Origin of the sequence: Sphingobacterium lactis (assembly GCF_051951495.1) — a bacterium.
In the GTDB taxonomy this organism is placed as follows: Bacteria; Bacteroidota; Bacteroidia; order Sphingobacteriales; family Sphingobacteriaceae; genus Sphingobacterium; species Sphingobacterium lactis_A.
Genome location: NZ_JBNHAS010000002.1, coordinates 777,066 through 800,433, shown reverse-complemented (window position 1 = coordinate 800,433; position 23,368 = coordinate 777,066). Strand labels below are relative to the sequence as shown.

At 36.0% G+C, this 23,368-nt stretch carries 20 protein-coding genes; 15 read left to right on the top strand and 5 right to left on the bottom strand.

What is annotated here, in order from left to right; all coding sequences use genetic code 11:
* Window positions 1-64 precede the first annotated feature (64 nt).
* Window positions 65-823: a hypothetical protein gene (locus ACP6L2_RS11160; RefSeq protein WP_440509256.1), complete on the bottom strand. Its 759-nt coding sequence runs from the start codon at window positions 821-823 to the stop codon at window positions 65-67.
* Window positions 824-1,275: 452 nt separating this feature from the next.
* Between ACP6L2_RS11160 and ACP6L2_RS11155 the strand changes: the two genes are divergently transcribed.
* Genes ACP6L2_RS11155 through ACP6L2_RS11135 form a run of 5 tightly spaced genes read left to right on the top strand, consistent with a single transcriptional unit; the run spans window position 1,276 to window position 7,525 of the window.
* A complete protein-coding gene (locus ACP6L2_RS11155) occupies window positions 1,276-1,485 on the top strand; it encodes a helix-turn-helix transcriptional regulator (RefSeq protein ID WP_440509254.1) in 210 nt (69 codons plus the stop codon).
* 2 nt (window positions 1,486-1,487) lie between these two features.
* The gene (locus tag ACP6L2_RS11150) at window positions 1,488-3,794 is read left to right on the top strand and encodes a sensor histidine kinase (protein ID WP_440509253.1); all 2,307 of its coding nucleotides are present in this window, start codon (window positions 1,488-1,490) and stop codon (window positions 3,792-3,794) included.
* Window positions 3,795-3,805: 11 nt separating this feature from the next.
* On the top strand, window positions 3,806-4,912 hold the full coding sequence (locus ACP6L2_RS11145) for a hypothetical protein (RefSeq protein ID WP_440509251.1): 1,107 nt from the start codon (window positions 3,806-3,808) through the stop codon (window positions 4,910-4,912).
* On the top strand, window positions 4,887-5,672 hold the full coding sequence (locus ACP6L2_RS11140; RefSeq protein ID WP_440509249.1) for a hypothetical protein: 786 nt from the start codon (window positions 4,887-4,889) through the stop codon (window positions 5,670-5,672). Before ACP6L2_RS11145 ends, ACP6L2_RS11140 begins: the two co-directional genes overlap by 26 nt.
* Window positions 5,669-7,525 (top strand): HsdM family class I SAM-dependent methyltransferase, encoded by a 1,857-nt coding sequence (locus ACP6L2_RS11135; RefSeq protein ID WP_440509247.1) that lies wholly within the window; start codon window positions 5,669-5,671, stop codon window positions 7,523-7,525. Before ACP6L2_RS11140 ends, ACP6L2_RS11135 begins: the two co-directional genes overlap by 4 nt.
* On the opposite strand, the gene ACP6L2_RS11130 is transcribed toward ACP6L2_RS11135, so the two are convergent.
* Window positions 7,522-9,327: a restriction endonuclease gene (locus tag ACP6L2_RS11130; protein ID WP_440509246.1), complete on the bottom strand. Its 1,806-nt coding sequence runs from the start codon at window positions 9,325-9,327 to the stop codon at window positions 7,522-7,524. The genes ACP6L2_RS11135 and ACP6L2_RS11130 overlap by 4 nt on opposite strands.
* Before the next feature lie 261 nt (window positions 9,328-9,588).
* On the opposite strand from ACP6L2_RS11130, the gene ACP6L2_RS11125 reads away from it, so the two are divergent.
* Complete coding sequence (locus tag ACP6L2_RS11125) at window positions 9,589-10,005, top strand: recombinase family protein (protein WP_440509244.1); 417 nt, start codon at window positions 9,589-9,591, stop codon at window positions 10,003-10,005.
* Window positions 10,006-10,499: 494 nt separating this feature from the next.
* Here ACP6L2_RS11125 and ACP6L2_RS11120 read toward each other — a convergent pair whose 3' ends face one another.
* Window positions 10,500-10,745, bottom strand: coding sequence for a hypothetical protein (locus ACP6L2_RS11120; protein ID WP_440509242.1), 246 nt, complete (start codon window positions 10,743-10,745; stop codon window positions 10,500-10,502).
* A gap of 1,067 nt (window positions 10,746-11,812) precedes the next feature.
* Between ACP6L2_RS11120 and ACP6L2_RS11115 the strand changes: the two genes are divergently transcribed.
* From ACP6L2_RS11115 to ACP6L2_RS11075, 9 genes are all read left to right on the top strand, one after another.
* Entirely contained in the window at window positions 11,813-12,658 is an 846-nt protein-coding gene (locus tag ACP6L2_RS11115) for an RteC domain-containing protein (protein ID WP_002993297.1), read from the top strand.
* A gap of 262 nt (window positions 12,659-12,920) precedes the next feature.
* A complete protein-coding gene (locus ACP6L2_RS11110) occupies window positions 12,921-13,202 on the top strand; it encodes a helix-turn-helix domain-containing protein (RefSeq protein WP_002993296.1) in 282 nt (93 codons plus the stop codon).
* A 100-nt stretch (window positions 13,203-13,302) separates the two neighbouring features.
* Complete coding sequence (locus tag ACP6L2_RS11105; protein WP_099372377.1) at window positions 13,303-14,769, top strand: DUF3945 domain-containing protein; 1,467 nt, start codon at window positions 13,303-13,305, stop codon at window positions 14,767-14,769.
* A 2-nt stretch (window positions 14,770-14,771) separates the two neighbouring features.
* Complete coding sequence (locus ACP6L2_RS11100; protein WP_440509239.1) at window positions 14,772-16,856, top strand: DNA topoisomerase 3; 2,085 nt, start codon at window positions 14,772-14,774, stop codon at window positions 16,854-16,856.
* A complete protein-coding gene (locus ACP6L2_RS11095) occupies window positions 16,853-17,746 on the top strand; it encodes an ORF6N domain-containing protein (RefSeq protein ID WP_440509237.1) in 894 nt (297 codons plus the stop codon). Before ACP6L2_RS11100 ends, ACP6L2_RS11095 begins: the two co-directional genes overlap by 4 nt.
* Window positions 17,747-18,336: 590 nt before the next feature.
* Window positions 18,337-19,026, top strand: coding sequence for a helix-turn-helix domain-containing protein (locus ACP6L2_RS11090; protein ID WP_257214078.1), 690 nt, complete (start codon window positions 18,337-18,339; stop codon window positions 19,024-19,026).
* Between the two features lie 145 nt (window positions 19,027-19,171).
* Window positions 19,172-19,699, top strand: coding sequence for a MauE/DoxX family redox-associated membrane protein (locus tag ACP6L2_RS11085; RefSeq protein WP_002993285.1), 528 nt, complete (start codon window positions 19,172-19,174; stop codon window positions 19,697-19,699).
* A 4-nt stretch (window positions 19,700-19,703) separates the two neighbouring features.
* Window positions 19,704-20,018: a hypothetical protein gene (locus ACP6L2_RS11080; RefSeq protein ID WP_003010122.1), complete on the top strand. Its 315-nt coding sequence runs from the start codon at window positions 19,704-19,706 to the stop codon at window positions 20,016-20,018.
* A 134-nt stretch (window positions 20,019-20,152) separates the two neighbouring features.
* Window positions 20,153-20,467: a hypothetical protein gene (locus tag ACP6L2_RS11075; RefSeq protein WP_002993282.1), complete on the top strand. Its 315-nt coding sequence runs from the start codon at window positions 20,153-20,155 to the stop codon at window positions 20,465-20,467.
* Window positions 20,468-20,497: 30 nt separating this feature from the next.
* Here the strand turns inward: ACP6L2_RS11075 and ACP6L2_RS11070 are convergent, their stop codons facing one another.
* Together ACP6L2_RS11070 and ACP6L2_RS11065 are read right to left on the bottom strand one after the other, a co-directional pair.
* The gene (locus ACP6L2_RS11070) at window positions 20,498-21,847 is read right to left on the bottom strand and encodes a RagB/SusD family nutrient uptake outer membrane protein (protein ID WP_440509234.1); all 1,350 of its coding nucleotides are present in this window, start codon (window positions 21,845-21,847) and stop codon (window positions 20,498-20,500) included.
* A 12-nt stretch (window positions 21,848-21,859) separates the two neighbouring features.
* Window positions 21,860-23,299 (bottom strand): hypothetical protein, encoded by a 1,440-nt coding sequence (locus ACP6L2_RS11065; RefSeq protein ID WP_440509232.1) that lies wholly within the window; start codon window positions 23,297-23,299, stop codon window positions 21,860-21,862.
* Between the last annotated feature and the right edge of the window lie 69 nt (window positions 23,300-23,368).

Sequence of the window (23,368 nt, the reverse complement as noted above, 5' to 3'; positions counted from 1 at the left end):
AATAAATTGTTGAACCAGATTTCAAAATGTAATTTTAGTGAATGATTAGCAAAAACATCAACAGTTATTTGTGTTTTTTATTTGTTTCTTCAACCTTATTGCTATCTTTTTTTAGTAAATATTCTTTATAGAACTCCTGATCCTTCTTATAGATATTCTTAGGATTAGAAAGGTGATCTAATTTATTAGAAGTTCGAAAAAGGGTGATAAAATTAAACTCATCTTCAATTAATCCTTCAATAAGTTGAGGTAAAATTTTCTTGGAGAGCCCCACTACAATCGTTCCTTTTGCTTGTTCAGCTCCTGTAATTATATCAGCACCGCCACTATATAATCTATCTGTAGTTTCAAACTCCTGATAGTTTTTACCCTTAATAAATTCCAATGCTCCTGAATCTGTAACCTTTGAAAAGTCTATTTGTTTTATAGAAGGCATCTTCTGAAATACTTCTTGAAACATTTTTGAAGATGTTTCGGAATATCCCTTAAATCCTATAAGCTCATCGTTCAAAAAGTACATATCCAAGGAAGTCAATTTATATGCTCCAATGGAAAATGAAACCTCAGCCTTTTTCAGTTTTTCCTCCGTAATAACGATTCGGGAAAGGTTTGCATCGGTATAGTCATGATACCTCAATGGATAACGCTTTATATCAGGTCCAAAAATCTGAAACAAATTTTGGTACATTTTATTACCGACTTCTACCTGTAATAAATCAAAAGAACGACTTTTCGAAGCACAAGAACAAAGGCATCCCCAAGACAAGAATAGAAACAACAAAATAAATTCTTTGAAGATTTTTCGCTCAGTTTTGATCTCCATTCTTTTAAATATTTGAGAATTAATCATATTCTATTGGCAATTATAATCTATAAATTGGGCTATTTCCTTCAGATAAAGAAGAAGGTTTAACATCGCAATTGTATAAACTCCAAATTAACAGTAATAGTGCTTTAATTGAGTCGTGTATTTGGGTAAAATTTTAAAACAGAAATAGGAGATTATTGTTTATGGTATTAACAAATTTTGTAAAAGGAAGTAGCAATTAACGGATGACCAGAAAGGTTATAGTTCTGATAGTCTTGAAAACAGACAATTGAAAGAGGCTATATAATATATTCTCCCCTTCTAAATACTAAAAAAGGATTGGCTCAGCCTCACATTCCCCAGACGCTAACCCTGAGCCATCCTGTGTGGGTTGAGCTTAAAAAATCAATTTCGACAGGGGCTATTAGACTGAAAAAATCAATATCTTTACACCATATGCAATTTTTATGAGTAAAAAGGCAATTAATAGATTAAAGGTAGTGCTAGTAGAAAATAATGTAAGTAATAAGTGGCTTGCAGAACAATTGGGAAAAAATGAAGCTACAATATCAAGATGGTGTACAAATGATGTACAGCCTAGTCTAAAAACATTGATAGAGATTGCAAATATCTTAAAAGTTAAACCCGCAGATTTAATCAACAATATTGAGCAATAATTATGGATAATGAAAGCAAATTATTGGAATTAAAAAAGAGATTATCAGAAGAGGTTCTTAAAGAAAGTTCTGATAATAATCTTATTATTTCCTTATCTAATGAAATAGCTAGTTTAGATAAATCTGCTGTAAGGTTTTCCGTGGATGCTGGTATTATAAATAGATTAGGAAAAGAACTAGTTGGTAAGCAGGAAACAGCCGTTTCAGAACTTATAAAAAATGCATATGATGCAGATGCTACAGAAGTTGATTTAATTTTTGAAAATGCATGGAATCAAGGAGGGATTTTAACAATAGAAGATAATGGTCATGGAATGAACCGAGAGCAACTGGTAAATGGTTTTATGAGGTTGTCTTCTTCAGATAAAATTCACAATCCTGTTTCTGAAAAATATAAACGTCAAAAAGCAGGTAAAAAAGGAATTGGTAGATTTGCTACACAACGTTTAGGGAATAAACTAACAATCATCACCCAGACACTACATTCTCTAGATGCATTAAAAGTTATTGTTAATTGGGATGATTTCGAAACGGATAAAGATTTGTTGACTGTTTCCAATTCGATTGAATTTGTTTCTAAAACTAAAGAAAGTGGTACAACATTAATAATCGAAGGACTTAGAGAAGGTTGGTCTGATGCTATGATTAAACGAGTCTACCGCTATACCTCTGAATTATTACAACCATTTCCGCTTTCAAAAAAGAAAGAAGAAGAAAAAGAAAATTCCATTGATGAAGGATTTAAGAGTAATTATTATCGAAGTGATAATGGTGATTTGGTTGCAATTGTTGATGAAGAAAGAGCGATTTTCCAGCATGCTTTAGCAGAAATTGAAGGTTATGTTTTAGATGATGGTCAAGGTTGCTGGGCTTTGAAAAGTGATAAATTAAATTTTCCCGAAGAAGTATATCCAATAGGTAATAATGAGAAAGATAAAGAAGATACGACCACCCCATTTAATCTAATTAAAGGAGTACATTTCAAAGCTTATTATTTCATTTATGACCCTAAACTTTTCTCTCCTGGTACCGTAACGTTTATCCGGGAACTAGGCTATGAGAAAGGGGGAATAAAATTATATCGTAATGGTTTTCGTGTCCTACCTTATGGTGAACAGGGTGATGACTGGTTAGGTTTGGATAAATCGAATAATAGAAATATTATTTTAGCCCAACATCCTAATCGAAATTTCTTCGGTTTCGTTGAACTTGAGGACTTGAATAACGATTTTGAAGAAACCTCTAGCAGAGAAGGGTTGATAGAAAATGATCGCCTAAATGAATTAACCGATTTTGTTTATCGGTCGTTAACAACTGCTGTTATGAAAGTTCAAGAGTTGAGAGGTAGAAAGGTGACAGCTTCTCAAAAAGGATATAAGAAAGAGACTGATAACTCTTCAGAAAAAGTTGACAATGCAATTGAGCAAATAGAAGAACTTTTTAAAAAAACTGGGATTGAAAATGAAAATAACACTGAGCCTACAAAACCTACTGAAACTGTAGATAGAGCAAATGAATTAATTGCAGATCTAAAAAAGGCTAGAGAAGTAGAAAAAATACAGACACAAGAATTAATTGATGAAAACAATATGCTTCGGGTGTTGGCAGGATTAGGTTTAGTGATTGGTGAATTCGTTCATGAAGTTCAACGTTTTTTACCAGGTTTTGATGCAGATATTCGATTTCTTAAAAATGCAGTCAAAGACTATAAAGACGTTTATGAAAGAACTGAGTTGTTAGAAACAAATGTAAAATCATTTAGTACCTATACTTCTTATTTTGATAAAACAATTTCTAGGAATGTACATAGAGAATTAGAACCAATAGAACTGAGAGATGTAGTCAGAAATTTTGAAACAGTTATTTCAAATGATTTGAAAAGAGCTTCAATAGATATGCTCCCGAGCAAATTTGAAGGATATGATTTATTTACTGTTCCAATGCATCCGTCAGAATGGGCTTCCATATTATTTAACTTATATACTAATTCAAAAAAGGCAATTAAGAGAGTGAAAACTGATGGTAAGATTTTTATAAGGTGTGGGAAGGATGATAAGATTGTTTTCTTAGAGTTTTCGGATAATGGTGACGGAATCAGCAAAGAAAACGAAGAAAATATTTTTAATGCATTCTATACTACATCAACAGCTTCTAACCACACTTCTGATGATGCTACTGCTCTTACAGGAACTGGACTGGGATTAAAAATCGTAAAAGATATAATAGAGTTCTATAATGGAGAAATATATGTTTCAACCCCTTTACAGGGGTATAGCACAACGATAAGAATAGAGATACCTAAAAATTAAAAAAGCAAATTATGTCAGCACCTAAATATATATATGTTGATGATGAAAACGATGAATCAATTACATCATTAATAAATGGTTTTAATGATACTGGATTGGTTGAAGTTAATCAGCTTTCGATAAATAAAGGAATGAATTTCTCAGAATTGGAGGGATTGATAAAAAGTAAAATAGTAGATGAAAAATATGATGGATTATTAATTGATCTAAGATTAGATGGAGAAGGTCCAAATCAGTTAGAATATAGTGCTATTTCAATAAGTGCAGAACTAAGAGCAATATGTGCAAGAAAAGAGATACCTTCTTTTCCAATAGTTTTATGTTCAACAATAGATAAGATAAAAGAAACTTATAAATCAGATAAAACAAGTCATGATTTATTTGATTATACATTTAAAAAAGCTGGGGAACCTAATTATGAGAAATTTTCAAAAAAATTATGCTCACTAGCAAAAGGTTATAAAGATTTACCTTACGGAAAATTTAGTTTAGAAGAAATTTTTAAACGCCCAGATTTAAACACTCTTGATCAACGAATATTTGAACGTTTTTTTAATCAAGATATAATTGTACCATACGATTTTGCACACTTTGCTGTTAAAACTCTATTTCATTGTACTAACCCTTTGATTAAAGAAACTGTTTTAGCAGCGAGACTAGGCGTAAATATTGAGGCAAGTGGAGATCATTGGGTAGAACTATTGTCAAAATTTGAAGATTGTAAGTATAATGGCTTATTTTCAGACGGCTGGAATAGATGGTGGGCTAGTATTCTGAATGTTCAATTAAAAGAAATTTCGGGTAAAAACTTTTCTTTTTTAAAAGCAGAAGAGCGAGTGAAAATCTTATCTCAATTTTTTGGTATAAATAATTTAGTACCTGCTATTCCAATTACCAATAATGCAAGTAGTGAATTTTGGACTATATGTGAAGCGTTAAAACTTCCCCTTGATCCATTAGAGGGTGTAAAAATAAGATTATCACATGAACTGAAACCTTGGCAAGAACCTAAGTACATCTCTATGTATGCAGCAGCAGAAAGAATAGGCATTGATAAGGGTATTGAGCCTCATTACACTGAATTAGAAAGAGTTGAAGAATTTAAAAAAGGTTCGTGATATGGCGGTAGGTTCTAAGTATATGAGCTTCAGAAATGCAAGAGCTCAAGAAATGAGGCAAATGGCTGATTTGTTAGAAAATCAAATTGGCAATATATCTACATTCCCAATTCATAATGCTATAGCAGATCTTTGCAATCCGGAAAGGATACCTTTGTTGAAAAACGGAGATGCTAAGGAAAATGTTTGGGGATATGATATTGAAAATTTTGTTCTACCACTAGATACTCTGAAACACGTTACACCTAATAATATAAAGAATGGTGAGATTGTTTTAAATATGAAATTAAGAGGAAATATTGAAAATTGGGAATCCTTTAATGATCCGTTTGTGGAATTAGCTTTTAAAGTGCTAGTAAAAGGCGTGGGTAGCGACAAGACATATCACTTTGGATTTCACATTGATAAACATACTGGTGGTAATTCTGATGAACCTCATCCAATATATCATTTACAGTATGATTTTAATCCCACGAATTCAGCGGAACCAAATTTAGGGGACTTATTCTATGTTGATACTCCAAGAATAATGCATAAACCAATGGATTTTATCCTAGGTATTAGCTTTTTAACTTCAAATTTCTTTCCAACAGGATTTCGAGTTCTTTGTGAAAAAAGAGAATTCATAAAGTTAAATTATACGTATCAACAATCTGTATGGCGACCTTACTTCCATACTTTAGCTAATAAGTGGAAACCTTTCGATGAAAAAAATATCATTTGGGATCCTATTAACGAAATTTGCCCAATATTTGTATGAGAAACATATTCAGATACTTAAAGACTTATTCAACTCAACCATTAGAAGTTGATAGGCTTATTGTGTCTGCCTTTTTAGAAATTAATCAATTAACCGTTTTAGAGAATCGTTTTTTGTTGGAATATTCCATCTCTGAAAATCAAATTCAAGAGTGGAATAGTTTAGTTCAATTCATTGAAATCATTAATGAAGAAATAGAGTTTTTTGATATCGAAAAGCTAATTGAACTCTTCGAATTTGTTATCTCTCCTTCAGACAGAATTGTAAATGGGGCGATATACACACCTTCAGAAATTAGAGATTACATCGTAAGTCAAACGTTCAGAAATAATTTAAATATCCTTAATGAAGTTACCGTAGCGGATATTTCGTGTGGTTGCTCAGGATTTTTATATACAGCTGTAAAAGAATTAAGAAGAAGAACAAGAAATAGTTATCATCAGATTTTTCAAAATCAGATTTTCGGCTTAGACATTCAGGAATATTCAGTAACACGCAGTAAATTGTTATTGTCATTATTGGCTTTATCTGAAGGAGAAGATGTCGAAGAATTTCATTTTAATCTATATCAGGGAGATGCTTTGCTTTTTAATTGGGAAGAACATTATCCAGGCTTTGACGGATTTCAAATCATTGTCGGAAACCCGCCGTATGTCTCCGCCCGTAATCTTGATGAGAGTGCAAAAGAGAATGTAAAACTTTGGGAAGTTTGTACTACCGGAAATCCAGATTTGTATATTCCTTTCTTTCAAATTGGTTATGAAAACCTTGCAGAAAATGGTATTCTTGGTTTTATCACAATGAATACTTTTTTCAAAAGCTTAAACGGGAGAGCTTTAAGACATTATTTTGAAGAAAACAAGGCTACAATAAGAATTGTCGACTTTGGCACTCTTCAGATTTTTAAATCCAAGAGCACTTACACCTGTATTTGCTTCCTTGAAAAATCGGAACAAAACTATATCGAGTATTATAAATCAGCTGAAAAAGAATTACCGACCAACAGAAACCAATATAGTAGAATTAATTACAGAAATCTTGATGCAAAAAAAGGTTGGAATTTAAATAACAATGAAATTATTTCCAGACTTGAAGCTATAGGAAAACCTTTTGGAGAAAGATATAAAACTCGACACGGCATTGCTACATTAAAAAATGACATTTATATTTTTAAACCAGTAGCCGAAGATGATGATTTCTTTTACTTACAAAATGGGAATCTCTATCCAATAGAAAAAGGAATTTGTAAAGATATTTTGAACTCAAATAAATTAAGTAGAGATATTGATTTTGATGTGGTAAGAGAAAAGGTTTTATTTCCATATAATGATGATGTAAAACCAAAAGCTCTTGATGAAGAATTGTTAAGAAATCAGTTTCCTATGGCATTTGAATATCTAGAAAGAAAAAGAGCTATCCTGTCAGAAAGAGATAAAGGAAAAGGAAAATATGAAAAATGGTTTGCCTTCGGAAGAACACAGTCTCTGGAAAAAGTAGCTAATAAGTTGTTTTTTCCTAAGTTTTCAGATAGAATTCCAAGTTATCTAATCAGCAATGATGATGATTTACTATTTTACAATGGACAGGCAATTATTGGTCATTCAGAAGATGAGATGTTATTAATAAAGAAGATTTTAGAATCACGATTATTTTGGTATTATATAAAGTCAACAAGCAAACCTTATTCGTCAGACTATTATTCTTTGAATGGAACTTATATCAAAAATTTTGGCATCCCAGAATTTACCGTAAATGATATTGACTTTCTAATAAATGAACCCAATCAAAATATAATTGATGCTTTCTTGGAAGACTATTATAATGTACAATTGAATGAGGAGTTTGTGTATTAATCTCTTTTGAGAAATATACCTAATTCTTCAAACCAGTAATCATTAGTGTATCTAACTGTTTTTGGAAAAATGTTTTTTATAATTTTTTCTGTCATTTCAAAAGAGTATTCAACTTCTTTGCTAAGAATATTTAAATTATCTAGGGTTGATAAACATAAATCATATGGAGGAGTGTACAAAGCTCTTAGAAAAATAGAATTATTAGTTTCGTCATCTATTGTAAAATTGTAATAGTCAGAGTTGTCAACGGAATCAAGCAAATCTCCTAATGTATCAATTTTTTCATTTAATAGTTCATCTTCGTGTTCTGCTATTTTGAACACACATTCAAAATTAAAAGAGCGGTTTTCAGGATTTATAGGTGATGGTATTGTATAAAATTTTTCAAAGATATCAACTAATCTATAAGTCGTTCTTGGATCTTTAGGAAAAGGGGCATCATTATTTATTGCAATAATTTTGCTTGCTTTTTCCCAATCAATAATCTCTAAGCTATTTCGCTTTGCAGTATTTATTATTTCTTTTTTTAAAACTTCAAATTCTTCATGTTTTAGTAAATTTTCAAATTCATTTACATCAGTAGGATAAATTACAGGAGTTGGATGAATCCAACATAACAATTTGGTATTACTGGTATAAGTATAGGACTCATCTGGCTGATAATCAAAAAATAAATCATCTGATTTATTTTCACTAATTATAAAAAGTGACTTTGACCATATTACTTTTTTAATTTCCATTTGTCGCTCTACATGAGGATGTAAATCTTTATTAACCATACATGTATATTCCAAGTAAAAAACAAAATCTTGTTGCTGATTGTAATAACATAAATCATTTAATTGGGACATGTGTATTCTGTCGGGCAATTTCCAATCTTCGTTCACATCTATTAAGAAATCATACTCTTCCATAATGGAATCTTTGTAAATGATATATGTTTCGCTATTTATAGGTAAGTTAAATTTTTCGAATTTGAAATTTCGAAATGATTCTTCTTGTTCTGGAAAATATGGAATGCCAAAGCGGATAGCGATGAATGATTTCTCTATCTGCATCTCCTTATCATTGCAAATGGTATTTAGAATTTCCTCTTTTGCCTTATCTATGGAATGAAAATTTACATTTTGTTCTAATGTTGCGTGATGACCTATAGCATTTCCAAAAGAATTACCAGCCTTTCTAATATCAAGATGATTTAATGGGCGTAGTTGTCTTGGATTGATAAGCTTATCTTTTTCAATTGCTAATGAAACTTCATTCATAAAAGTTAAGTGGCTTGGAAATTTATAGTCATACAAAATATCCTCAGGTAATTTCCTTAAGATAAATGGAACTGTAATTCTATTATTAATTAGATGAATTCTTTCATTTTCAAACCAGATGTTTCTCAAAATTGAATTTTCTAAAACAATGTCAACTATCTCATGCCCTTCTAACCAATTTAAACTAAAGTTTTTGTAATTATCTAAATATTCTCGTTTGCTTTGTGGGGATAATTTACCAGAAGTGCAGAAAAAACCTTGATTGTAGCCGAATTTATTGAGAGCAATTACTATTTCGTCTGTTTCTCTACTACCAGAAGTTTTATTAAAATCAAAATGAAACTTACACTGAGTGATTACATTATTACCATGTTGATCTACAGAAAAAATATCTCTTCTCCCATCACCTGTACCATCCACTATTTTCACAATTTTGTGATTGTAATGAATGGATAATATATCAGCGACTAAAAATAGAAAATCTTTTTCATTAAGTCCATTCAAATATTGTAGTTTATCATTTGGCTTACCAGGCATAGTAACTTTATTATCAAGAGGATTTAAACAAAAATACAAATTAAATTCTCCATGCTCTGCCCACGCACAGAAAAAATACGGCTTTAGCCAGACCCCAACCGCACAAAGCGAATGCTTCGTCTGTTTAAGTCTATTGTTGTTTGCATCTCTTCTCCATCGAAGATGGCTAAGATAAATTAAAATAATAGCCCTAAAATGCTTATGTCGTTATACCATCTTTCTATTTTCTATCAATAGAATCGACGTTATTATTAGAAAATTATGTCAACAGCAATTATTTACATCCGTGTCAGCACAGACGAACAAGCACAAAAAGGATACTCTCAGCGTAGTCAGGAAGAAAAATTAAATAAATATTGTAGAGACAATCATATTGAAATTGTCCAGACCATATTTGAAGATCATTCGGCAAAAAACTTTGACCTACCAGCCTGGACTTCAATGATAAAAGAATTAAACATGAATAGAATTACAAGACCAAACCTTATTCTATTTACTCGCTGGGATAGATTTAGTAGGAATACAGCAAATGCGTATTATACAATAACCCAACTTCAAAAGATTGGAATTGAACCCCAAGCTACTGATCAACCTTTGGAAATGTCAGTACCCGAAAACAAAGTATTAATAGCAATTTATATCTTCACAGCAGAAGTAGAGAATGACCGAAGGTCTTAAATATTAAGCAAGGCATACACAAAAGGAAGGACGATATATGGGGCGAGCACCTATAGGTTATCGCAATATATCGGTACAAGACGGCACAAAAAAAAATCGTTCCTCGTGAGCCATATGCAACATTGATCAAAAATATATTTCGAGCATTCTATGAAAATATTTCAGTTCGTTCCTACTACAAAACCTTTCTTACAAGTAGATTAAAATGTTGTCTAAATGCTTTCTTTAAATATTTTAAAATCTGGTCTACTGTAGTAAAATAAGAATTCAATCGATAAATGGAAAAACTGTAGTCGAGGCTCAAGGAATCCATAAACCTTTAATTTCGATAGAACTTTTTGATGAAGTACAGTCAATATTTAAACGCAGAAACAAGAAATACATTAATAAAGCGTCAATACTGTGCTTATGTTTAAAGGGATACTCAATTTCCCTCTTTGTTAAAAAACAATCTGATATTGGATTATTACAGTTAAGACAATTTTTAGATTTTATTACTCGATGTTTCGAGATTTAAGTTCATTTTTAACTTTGGAATAGTGCGACGAAAATGCCACAGCAATTCCAAGAAAAACGACAGGAAGAAAAGTAAAAACATTTATCCCCTGTTTTATGGTCGAAATAGCCCCGGATATAATCATAACAATGATTACTCCTATGAAGATTCCTAAAACAAATTTTGCATTTTTGCTCTCTTTTAATAGTTCCTGATCTGATAATTCTTGTAAATTTTTCTTCATAATTTTAGTCTTAAATTTGCTATTGAGGTTTATTTTGCTTGCACTAATTCTAACTAGGACAATTTAGCAAAAAAATCGTCTAACCAATTCTTCCAGGAGAGTTTTTTTTCTTTCATTAAAAAATGTATTGCTATGGTTTATATCCACATAAGACAGATAATAAAAAACTTCCTATCTCTATTGTGTTTTCTAATTAGCATTAAGACAAGATATTTTACGGTCTTAATTTAGTTTAACAATCAGATGCTTTCGATCTAAAAACAGAAAAAGCCACTGATTTCCAGTAGCAATTAATGGATGACCTGAAAGGTTATAGTTCTGATGGTCTTTAAAAGAGAGTATGACAAAGGTCTATATACTATATACTCCCTACTAAATACTAAAAAAAAGGATTGGCTCAGCCCCACGAGCCCCAGACGCATACCCTGAGCCATCCTGTGTGGGGGTGGCCATAAAAAATCGAAGCTTCACCGAAAGTGATCTTTTTTCATTCAGGGGCTTGAGCACAAATAAATTTGGCTCTGCCCCTGAATGAAAAAAGCCTCCCGCTAAGCGGAAGGCTTCGATTTTTTAGTCGGGGTGGCAGGACGAATCTGCGCACACTCAAATATCTATATGTCAATATGTTGACTTTCTTTAAAAAGAACTACTCACCGTTTAACTCACATATAATTTGTGATTCGATGTTGCAAATTTAATCATTTAATTTGATTGAGCAATACAATTTGGTGATTTTTGATTTAAACCTCAAAATCACTAAAGCGATTTTTCTGGCTCATTTTTTCAAATAAAAAGATTAACAAGGTTCAAAGTTATATAATAAAGCAATCAGACTTAAAGTCTCTTTATATCCGTTAAATTTGCGTTTACTAAAGGGGCTTTTCAAAGTCATTTCATACTGAATATTTATAAAATAATCTCCACAGTTGGGTGAGATTTATGACAAAAATCTTCCCACAGGTGGGGTGAACTTGGGTAAAGGTATCACTTAATATAATGATGTTTGTGTATTAATTAGGGATAAACTGAATTTTGAAATTCGCTATTGATCACAAAAATTATGGGCTATGCAACATTCTTTACACACCATTATTTTAGAGATACATAATAAGGAAGATAAGATTTTATCACAGAGCAAAAGGTTGATTGATGAGGCTTATGAAATGACCTTGTATCTACAAGACCTGTTATTTGAGGTCAAGAAATATATTGCTAAAAAGGGCTTTCAAAATGATGGGGAAGAAATAAAATTCTTCCGAACCATCAAACCCCAAATACTTGGAAAACTCATCTACTACAATAAAATTTACCGGATTGAAACGACCTGTCCGGTCAGCAACGGCAAAATGTATTACAGTTACTTTTCGACTCAATTAGCCAATCTTAAAAGAGAGTACATTGAGCATATCTGCAATTCAGATTTTTATAGGTACTATCGTTCGGGGCGTACGGACCGTGACGACACCTATTTCAAAAGAGGCAACATAAATTACCACGACGGTCTGAACAGTATCGTCTTTGAAATTGATCCCGAATTTTCTACTTTCTACGATTACAAGACCGCAAGGATTATCGCCAACGAATTGCTTTATACCTATCTGCTGACGAAAATCAATCCAGATGAAAATCCCGATGCTATTTTACAAAAGCCGGAAAACGCCAAAGATATTTTTTGGACAGAAAGCAAAAACGCACTTGTCGAATTGATATATGCCCTGTATGCTTCGGCAGCAGTTTCGCACGGTAAAACCGGTGTCCGAAAAATCAGTTTGATGTTCCAGATACTTTTTGGCATTACGCTCGGTGACCTGCACCACGCATTCCACAGAATGAAAACCCGAAGCGGTTCCCGAACGGCATTCTTGGACCAGCTTAAAACTTCATTGGAAGAATATATGGATAAAGACCTTTAACCCAATGCAGGTCTTTTGTTCAGGGCAGTGCATTGTTGTGTACTGCTTTTTTGTTTATACCATAAGCCAATGTATGTCAATTGGCAAATGATGGTATAAACCATCTCCTAAATACTCGAAATTCTTTTTAAGCCCTACCAAACAAGGGTTTCTCCCAATTGCAAAAATTTTCAAAAAACAGCCAAACCAATTGGCAGGGCTTGGCTGATAAACACTGCCACGCTTCCCAATTTTGCATGGTGAACATTAAAACTTATCGACTATGAATATTGACAGAATGGAATTTATAGCGTGGATGGAACGCATCATGGACAGGTTTGATATGTTGGGCGACAATATTGACGATTTAAAAAAGAAACGCAATAGCATAGACGGAGAAGAACTGCTCGATAACCAGGACCTGCTGCAAATGTTGAAAATCAGTAACCGTTCCCTGCAACGCTACCGCTCCATAGGTAAACTACCTTACTATACCATTAGCGGAAAACTGTATTACAAGCTATCCGATGTGCACCAGTTTATCAGGGAGAGTTTTAACAAGTAAAACGCCAATGCGTGCCGAATACTGCCTTTGACTGCCACTTCGGGCGATGCAGTAACTGCTTCATTTACTTTCGGCAATAAAACTTTAAACTTTTCAGATTATGAGTGAAGAAAAAGAAACAGAAAACCAACAGGTTGCTTCCGAACAGTTATCGGATATACTTTTAGTGCTGGATAAAGAAAAAATGAAAATCCAAGCTGTAAAAAGTATTGACAAAAGCGGAAAAATGGAAACGGTTGACCCTACGAAGAAGAACCAAAGCGAGTTCATGCGGGTGGATAAACACGGTGATTTCGTGACCAATTTCCTTTCCAATTTTTGGAGGCAGTTAAAAGACCCTACCAAATTTGCTCTTTTCAAAGTTTCGGCTGACGAAGCCGTAGAGAAAGCAAAAGAATTTCAGAATCAGATAAACAATCCAACTGCCGAAGGCAAAAAGAAAATGGAAAAGCATGAAGTGAAAAATGAACCCGAACAAGAGCAAAAACAAGAAAATAAAAATGATATGACAAAAACAGAGACAACCCCGGAAACAAGCGAGTACCGCTTCCAGCCGGAACAGATTGATTGGGAAACAATGAACAATCTCGGATTAAGCAAGGAATACCTTGAGAAAAAGAACCTCCTTGACCCACTATTGAGGGGTTACAAGACCAATGAGCTTGTACCTATAAGCGTTAATCTTGGCGGTGCGGTCGTCCGTACAGATGCCCGCTTGTCTTTACAGTCCACCCCGGAGGGGGACGTTGTGGCAGCGGTACACGGTATCAGGCGTGAACCCAACTTAAACTTTGAGTTTTTCGGACACAAGTTCTCAGACGAGGACAAACAGAACTTACGTCAAACAGGCAATATGGGGCGTGTGGTCGATCTGATAAACTCCAAAACAGGCGAATTGATGCCGTCCATCATTAGTGTGGACCGGCTTACCAATGAGCTGATTGCTTTGAAAACAGATTTCATCAAAATCCCCGATGAGGTTAAAGGTATAAAACTAAATGACGAACAAAAACAAACCTTAGTGGAGGGCAAACCCCTGTTCATTGAGGGAATGATTTCTACAAAAGGTACTCCCTTTGATGCAAACGTACAGTTCAATGCGGATAAACGGTATGTGGAATTTCTGTTTGACCGAAGCAACAATAACAGGCAAACCCAAAACAGCCAACAGGACAATCAGCAAAGCAGGTCGCAGGAAGCCCCGAAAACCTTTAGGGGAAAGGAACTGGAGGATGACCAATACAACAAGTTCAAAGACGGTCAAACAGTTTACATTCCGAATTTGGTCGATAAGAAAGGGCAAACTTATAACGGCTATATCACATTCAACAAGGAAACAGGAAAAACCAACTTTGAGTTTCCCAACCAATACAAGGAACGGATAAAACCTACAGAAGCCCATAAAACGCAGATTGCCGTCAATTCCGAGGGCAAGACCAACGAAGCGACCAAGAATATCAAAGAGCCTCTACAGAAAGGGCAGCAAAGACCGAAAAACGAAAAGCAACAGGAGCAACAGAACAAACCCAAAGCACCTGCAAAATCAAAGGGTAGGAAAGTGAGTTAGGTATGAAAACAATTATCGCAGAAAAACCAAGCGTAGCAAGTGAAATAGCCAGCTTGTTGGGTGTTTCCGAAAAAAAGGACGGTTATCTAACGGGCAATGGCTATTTCGTTACGTGGGCATTCGGACACCTTATCGGTTTGGGAATGCCCGAAGATTATGGGATTTCGGGATTTGACAAGGCTTCCTTGCCGATACTCCCGAATCCGTTTATTTTGACTGTTCGTAAGGTCAAAAAAGACAAAGGTTATACAGTCGATACTGGAGCATTAAAGCAACTGAAAGTCATCAAGGAGCTATTCCATAAAAGCAACAGTATTATCGTAGCTACCGATGCAGGTCGTGAGGGTGAACTTATCTTTCGGTACATTTATGAATATCTGAAATGCCGTAAGCCCTTTCAGCGGCTTTGGATAAGCTCGCTTACTGAAAAAGCAATCAAGCAAGGGTTTGACAGCCTGAAAGACGGTAAAGAATTTGACGGCTTATTTCAGGCTGCACAAGGCAGAAGCCGTGCCGATTGGCTGATCGGCATCAATGCGACACAGGCATTGAGTATAGCCGCTGGCAACGGCATTTATTCGCTGGGCAGGGTGCAAACACCTACATTGGCTTTGATTTGTAAACGCTATCTGGAAAATAAAAATTTCGCTATTAAAAAGTATTGGCAAATTCAGCTATTGCACCGCAAAGAGGATATTGATTTTAAGAGTATCTCAAAAACCAAATGGAACGAACAAAAGCTTGCGGAAGATACATTACGACTGGTCCAAAGACACGGAACCGCAACGGTCATATCTGTGGAAAACAAAAACACCACGGAGCAACCCCCCTTGCTTTTTGATCTCACAGGCTTGCAAAAAGAAGCCAATAAAAAGCTGAACCTGTCGGCAGAGCAAACACTCAATATTGCCCAGAACCTTTATGAAAAGAAATTTATTACCTATCCACGTACCGGAAGCAAATATATACCCGAAGATATGTGGAGTGAGATACCTAATCTTGTAAGAGCGTTACAGGACAATGATAACTTTAAGCAAGCTATTTCTAAATTAAAATGGGGTCGCTTCAATAAACGTGTCGTGAATGACCTGCGTGTAACAGACCACCACGGAATACTCATCACGGACAAAGTGCCGTCTGCACTCAATGCCGACGAAACAAAGGTTTATGATATGATTGCCTTTCGACTGCTCGAAGCTATCTCTCAGCCTTGCATTAAAGAAATAACGGATATAGCATTGGAAGTATCACACTACGATTTTATGCTAAAAGGCTGTAAAGTTTTGGAAGCGGGCTGGCGTTCGATCAAAGGAACATTTTCGGACGAAGATACCGAACCGATACAGGATTTGCCCGAACTGAAAAAAGGCGGTGAATTGAAAATCAAAGAAGCCTCCTGTTTGGAAAAGAAAACAAAACCACCTGTGCTGTTTACCGAAGCCGGACTATTGTCGGCAATGGAAAATGCCGGAAAGGAAATAGCGAATGAAGATGAGCGTAAAGCCTTGCAAGGCATTGGCATTGGAACACCCGCTACAAGAGCGGCAATAATCGAAACGCTTTTTAAGCGGGATTATATCAAGCGTGAAAAGAAATCCCTTGTTCCTACCGAAAAAGGATTGCAGGTTTATGATGCTGTAAAGGACAAAAGAATTGCCGATGTAGCTATGACCGCCGAATGGGAAATGGCTTTGCAGAAGATTGAAAACAACGAGGCAGATGCTATGGATTTTCACCAATCCATGGAAGCCTACGCCTCGGCCGTTACGCAGGAACTGTTGAGCATCAGCATTGCGGGCGAAAAGCAGCACGAACTGACCTGCCAAAAGTGCAAAGCCCATAAACTGCTCATCAGGGATAAGGTGGTCAAATGTCCCGATGAAGCGTGCAACTGGCTTTTGTTCCGCAATATCTGCGGGGTACGGTTGAGCCTTAACGAAGTGGAGAACCTCGTAAACAAAGGAACGACCAGCCTTATCAAAGGGATGAAAAGCAAAGCAGGCAAAAAGTTTGATGCCCGTATCGTACTGAAAGATACCTATGAAACATCGTTTGAATTTGACAACAGCACATATAAAAAGAGATGAACAGCAACGCAATCATAAGCCGAAAGGAAATAGAAAACCTTATCTACACAATACGGGGCAAACAGGTTATGTTGGACAGCGACCTTGCCAAGTTGTACCAGGTCGAAACAAAAAACCTTAACAAAGCCGTAAAAAGAAACATAGAGCGGTTTCCCCAATCATTCTGCTTTCAATTAACAGAAGAAGAAGCTGAAAACTTGAGGTTCCAAATTGGAACCTCAAGTTTAAATTACGGCGGCAGGCGTTACCTGCCCTATGTTTTTGGCGAGCAAGGGGTCGCCATGCTGTCCGCCGTTTTGCGCAGCGAGATAGCTGTAAAGGTCAGCATCGAGATTATGAATGCCTTTGTGGAAATGCGCAGATTGTTAATCGGAAATGCCGCATTGTTCTCCCGGATGGATAAAATCGAACTCAAACAGATTGAAGCGGACGGCAAATTTGAGGAAATCTTTAAGGCTTTGGAAAGCGGGAAGCTTCACAGTGATAAAGGTATTTTCTATGACGGGCAGATATTTGATGCCTATACCTTTGTCGCCGATATTATACGGAGCGCACAAAGGTCAATTATCCTTATAGACAACTATGTGGATGATACGGTGCTAACGATACTCGGAAAGCGTGGGCAATCCGTATCTGCCACTATTTACACCAAAAATATCAGTAATCAATTACAACTCGATTTACAACGCTACAACAGTCAATATCCGGCTATCAATGTACACGCATTTGCCCATGCCCATGACCGTTTCCTCATTATTGACGGTACGGAACTATACCACATCGGCGCATCACTAAAGGATTTGGGTAGGAAATGGTTTGCCTTTTCCAAAATGAGCGCAGAGGCAAGTAAGATGATTAGTTTACTAAATGGCATATTGCGTGAGGGATAGCAGCGACATCCTTTTGTGGTCCTTTAAGATCCGCAAAAGATATAGCGGATAGCCCGACCCGGTTGCATTTTTGGGTCGTCCTCTGTGCGGTGGTTAAATGCAGACGGTGGCACGCCCCGGTACACTTTCTTTCCCACTTGCTTCAATTGTTTGAAAAAAAATTTTACCCAAGTTCTACCCAACTTGGGTTTTTTATTCATTTGAATGGTTCAGATTTGTATAGCCTATATCAAATTCCATCCGTTTGATTACAGGAACCCCTTACCGTAAAAGTGGAATTGAAGTAAGAGGGCGGAATTTATTAAGGCATCCGATAGGAGAATAAATTACCGCCTATGGAAATACCTTATATCCTAAAAATAGAAAGCGAATTTAAAAGGTGGATAGCCAATCCCAACGACCTCCCGGAGTGGAGCAAATACCCATTACCTTTCGCTGTCCAAAGGCAGGGCTTTACGCTGCCGTATTATGAACTATTGAGCCAGCAAATTAAAAACAGTCCTTTTTTTATAGATTTAGTGCAGCTTAATGTAAGCAACCCTGTTTATATTCCTTTCGACATTCAAGAGCGGCAACTGTACCTTTATTTTATGCTCAAAGGCACATTGTTGTATATGACTGAAAGCCGTAAGCCGATTATAAAAACGCAGCCTAACAGCTTCCTCATGTCCTATTACGATTCGGGCAGGTATTTCGCCTATGCCCAAAAAGGCATGCATATCTGTCTCGTGGTAAGTATTTTGCCTGAATGGATAGAAAGCATGTACCATAACTACCCTAATATCCAAAACGTCCTGCATCGTTTTAATCACGATAACCGCACCTACGACACCATGTACCAATGCAGGATGGACAGGAAGATACACCGATGGCTGTATAAAATATACAGTTATTCACAGACCAATATCGGGGCATTGGATGGCAATCTCCGCAAGTATATCAGCTACCTTCTGGAGCATTACGACACAATGTTAGAAGACCAAAAAGCCGACCTTGCTTATAAAATCAAAGCCTATATCCAGGAACATTATTGTGATAATGCGCTTACCATAAAATTCCTTTCAGAATACTTTTTCGTTACGGAACGTACTTTGCTCAATATCTTCAAACGCCAGTACCACATAAGCGTACAGGATTTTATTACCGAATTGCGCATTTCTCACGCCTTGTTCCTCATCGAAAAACAAGGGAAAGCTATAAAAGACGTATATATGGAAGTTGGCTACACCAATGAACGTCCATTTCGTACTGCTTTAGAGCAATACCTGAAACGCAGGTAACGGAATTTCCCCGAAATTGATAAAATCGGAAAATTTCTTACACAAAGTTGCTCAATATTTACCGATTTTGTCTTTCACACGCTTACGGCTTTTGATGAACTTTGTATCAAAGGATGGTGATAACCATCATTAAGATACAAAGACAATGGAAACAGCAGCTACATATCAAAACCAAATCAAAAGAAAACGGATAACACTCAATGTCGTTATTATTCTTTTGCTGCTTCTTTGGATACCCGTAGGCATCGATAAAATAACAGACTTTACAGCGTTTAAAGGAGGCATTCTCCGCCAACCTTTTTCAGATAGCATAGGATATATCCTAATATACTCGCTCCCGGCATTGGAGTTAATAACAGTGCTGGCATTAGTAATGGAAAAGTATCGCAAAGCAGGTCTAATACTATCTACCGTATTAATGACCGCTTTTACAGCATATATCGCTGTGGCTCTTATGGGTGCATGGGAAAAATTACCATGCGGGTGTGGTTCGGTGATAAGTGGTATGAACTGGACACAGCATTTTTTCTTTAATCTCTTTTTCCTTTCCCTAAGCATTTTGGGGCTTTACTTATGGCATAAATTACGAGGTAGCAACGCCGGAGGCGAAGCTACCGAGGGCGCGTCTGCCAAAAGACATATAAAAAAGTATTTTTTAACATCAAAATTTTAAAGCGATGAAAAAATTAAAAATGAACCTATTTGCTGTAGTAGCAATAGCCATTGCAGCTGTAACCATGTCGTTTACCGTGATGAAAAACGCCAGTTTTGCAGGAGAAAAATGGTTTGAGTACACTGATGAAACCGGAGATGGAAATCCCAACAATCCTGAAAATTATATACTCACGCCAAGTGATGGCGCTAATCCGCCTACGTGTCCTGAAGGAAGTGACGAAATCTGTGCGGTTAAGGCTCAACCTGTGATGATTGGTGGTGAAGAACATCCCAATTTAGGTACTGTTATTGACGACAGAGAAAGAAAGCTGCAATAGCTTTTTCAGTAAATAATTTGAAAGAGTGTGAACAAGGATTATCCCATGTTCACACTCTATTTAGAGAATACTTTCGTTAATTAGATTTAATCATCCAAAGGAAAAGACCATTTCTTCAACCTCAAAATTTTAAAATGATGAAAAAAATAAAAAATAACCTATTTGCACTGGCAGCGGTAACCATTGCATCTGTAACAATGTCCTTTTCGGTAATGAAAAACGCCAGTCTTGCTGGAGAAAAATGGTTTGCCTATACAGATGAAACGGGAGATGGTAACATCTCCAACCCAGAAAATTTCGCACTTGTTAATGAAAATGGTAGTACAGCACCTCCGTGTATAACGGGAAATGATATATTGTGTGCTATTAAGGCAAAACCACTCATTGGAGATACTGAACACCCTGATATGAATACAGTTATTTCGTCTATATATACAAGGATAGAATAATAATTATTAGCGGTATTATGCTGAACCTTGTTACCGCTCGTTTTGTTGCATACCGTTGTTAAGTATCACACTATTGGGTATGGGAAAGACATACTTTGGACTGTTTGGCTCTAATGTATAAATCTTTCCATCAATATTTCTTGTTATCGTTTTTGAAAAACGGCTGTCCTTGTTCAATCGTCTTAAATCCGACCACCGTAATCCCCGCCATATTAATTCCTTTCTTCGCTCATCCAAGATAAACCTTAATACAGTTTCATCATTGTCCGAACTGAATGGAATAAATGTGCTGTTATAGCGATTTTTTAATAGTTCGTTTACGGTCTGTAAAGCCGTGGTAATATTTCCTGCTCTTGCTTCACATTCAGCTTTTATCAGATAGATTTCGTTGGTAGAAATTCCGGCAAACCACATTCCTGAATTGCCATCGTAATTTCCCCTAAAGGAATAATAGCCCGCTCTGTTTCTAAAGAAAGCTGTTATTCTAATATCGTTCGATTCATAAGACTTATATAGGTTGCTATCAATTCTTCCATAGGTAATGCTCATCACCATACGCCCAAAATCGTTAGCATGAAAAATTATTTCTTCATTATAGCGAGGTATCGGGAATGAGGTTGCCGACCCCATTGTTAATGTATTGTAATCAAGTAAAGCATCTGAATAGCTTAAACAAGTGTCTGCGTAAGATAGTGCTTTATCATAGTCTTCCATTGATAAGTATATGCGGGCTAACAGTCCATAGACAGCCTGCTTCGTTGGTGTTGTTTTATATGGGCTATTGACGGATAAAAGTATAACAGCCCTGTTCAAGTCATTGGTAATTTTAGTATAAGTTTCTTCAACCGATGACCTTATAGATTTCTCACCAATATCAGATTTTAACCTTAGTGGAATACCTAAGTCTGTTTGTGCCGTATTTTTCTCATAAGGTTTTGCCCAAAGCTGGGCAACATTGTAAAATGCAAAGGAGCGGAAAAACAAAGCCTCTCCCTCAATTTGGTTTTTTTCTACCGGAACAGGTTCAATTTTCTCCAACTGCTCCAAAATCAAATTGCATGAGTAGATTGCTGCATACATCATCGACCATTCGTTGGTTTCATCATCGTTAAATACATCATCATTCCATGTATAGATGTTTTTTGCTGTTAATGAAGTGAATCTATTCAAATTTTCTGTTTGTACAAATTGATTATCCGTAGCACCATCCTGAATTGAGGGATACCAGCTATTCATTCTCGATGTGTTATACAATAATGCTCTAAGGTCTGCAACCGTGGTCGGTACGACAAGCGATTTATCCGGTTTAACGTCCAAATATTTTTCACATCCTGAAAATGTGATTATTGTAATCAGTAATATTATTATATATCGTGTCATAGTTTCTAAATTTTAAAAGCCTGCTCTTAAACCAAATGAAAAAGTTCTTAGTGGTGATAAATCTCCAAATTCCGGGTCGACGTTATGTTTATCCGCTTTCCATATCGTCCCTAAATTGGTAGCGTACATCAATACCTCCAATCTTTTCAGTTTCCATTTGTTTTCCAATGATTTAATTTGGTAACTAAGGTTGATGTCCTGTAAGCGTATATTGTCTCCCTTTGAAATCAGCACTTCGGCACGTGGATAAAAATAGCCATCCCGATTGTTATTATTCGGATAGACCATTGACGGAATCTGTGTGGTGACTTCATCACCCGGCTTTTGCCATCTTAGACTAAAATCCGAATGCGAACCTGTGCCATTGAATATTGCGTTATAGTACACGCTGTTTCTCCTGAAATAGAACCCTAATTTATAGCTGATATTGAATGAAAGACTTAACCCTTTCCATGAGAACGTATTTCTTAAAGCACCGAAATGTGTAGGAGTGGCGGAGCCATAATAAATCAGTTCTTCTGGTGTGGTTTCGTTGCGGATGGCTGCATAATCTTTGCTTACTTCGCCATGAAGGTAGCCCATAGGGTCGCCTGTTTCGGGGTCAAGACCAGCCCATCGAAATGCAAAAATAGAATAGGCGGGTTTTCCAATGATGGGCGAAATAACCAATCCGCTATTAAGATAATTATTGAGGTCTCTTGTCTCGGCAAGATATTCCGTTATTTTAGTTTTTACGGTACTGTACAGCAAGTCTGTCCGCCATTCAAATGCTTTACGGATATTGACACTATGCAATTGTATATCTATTCCGTTTCCGGTCATGGAAGCCGAATTTCCAAGATAAGTGAACCCTCGGCTACTTAAGGAACCTATTGCACCTGTGGTTTGGTCGATAGGCATATAACCAATAAGGTCGGTATTTTTCTTGTGATAGTATTCAAATGTACCGCTTAAACGTTGTTTTAAAACAGCAAAGTCAAACCCTACATTGAACTGCCCGTTCTTTTCCCAACGAAGATTTTCGTTCGGTGGATTAACTAATACACCATAAGGCGTATTTATTAAATTTCCACCATTGTAATAACGCATTGTGGGCAGAGCCGAAACATTGCGATTGAGGTTACCGCTATAACCGAAAGTCGTCCTTAGCTTCAACAGGTCAAGCCATGTAATATTGATAAACCGTTCATTCGTCAGATGCCAGCTACCACCAACCGACCAAAGTGGGGTAAACCGTTGATTGCTCCTTACTCCAAACAGATTTGAGCCATCTTGTCTTGCACTAATGTTAAGATTATAGCGGTTATCAAACGTATAAGCCCAATTGGTAAAAAAGGATATAAACCTATCGTTAGTTTCGGATGTAAAATATGGATTTGGAATTTTTGCAATTCCACCTGTGGGACTGTACAAAGTATAATCAGTATCGTAATTAACTGCGATAGTCGTCAAAATATGGGGATTATAACCATATTGTGTAGACTGTGTTAGAGTGGTGTTTGCCTGACGAGCCTCTGCTCC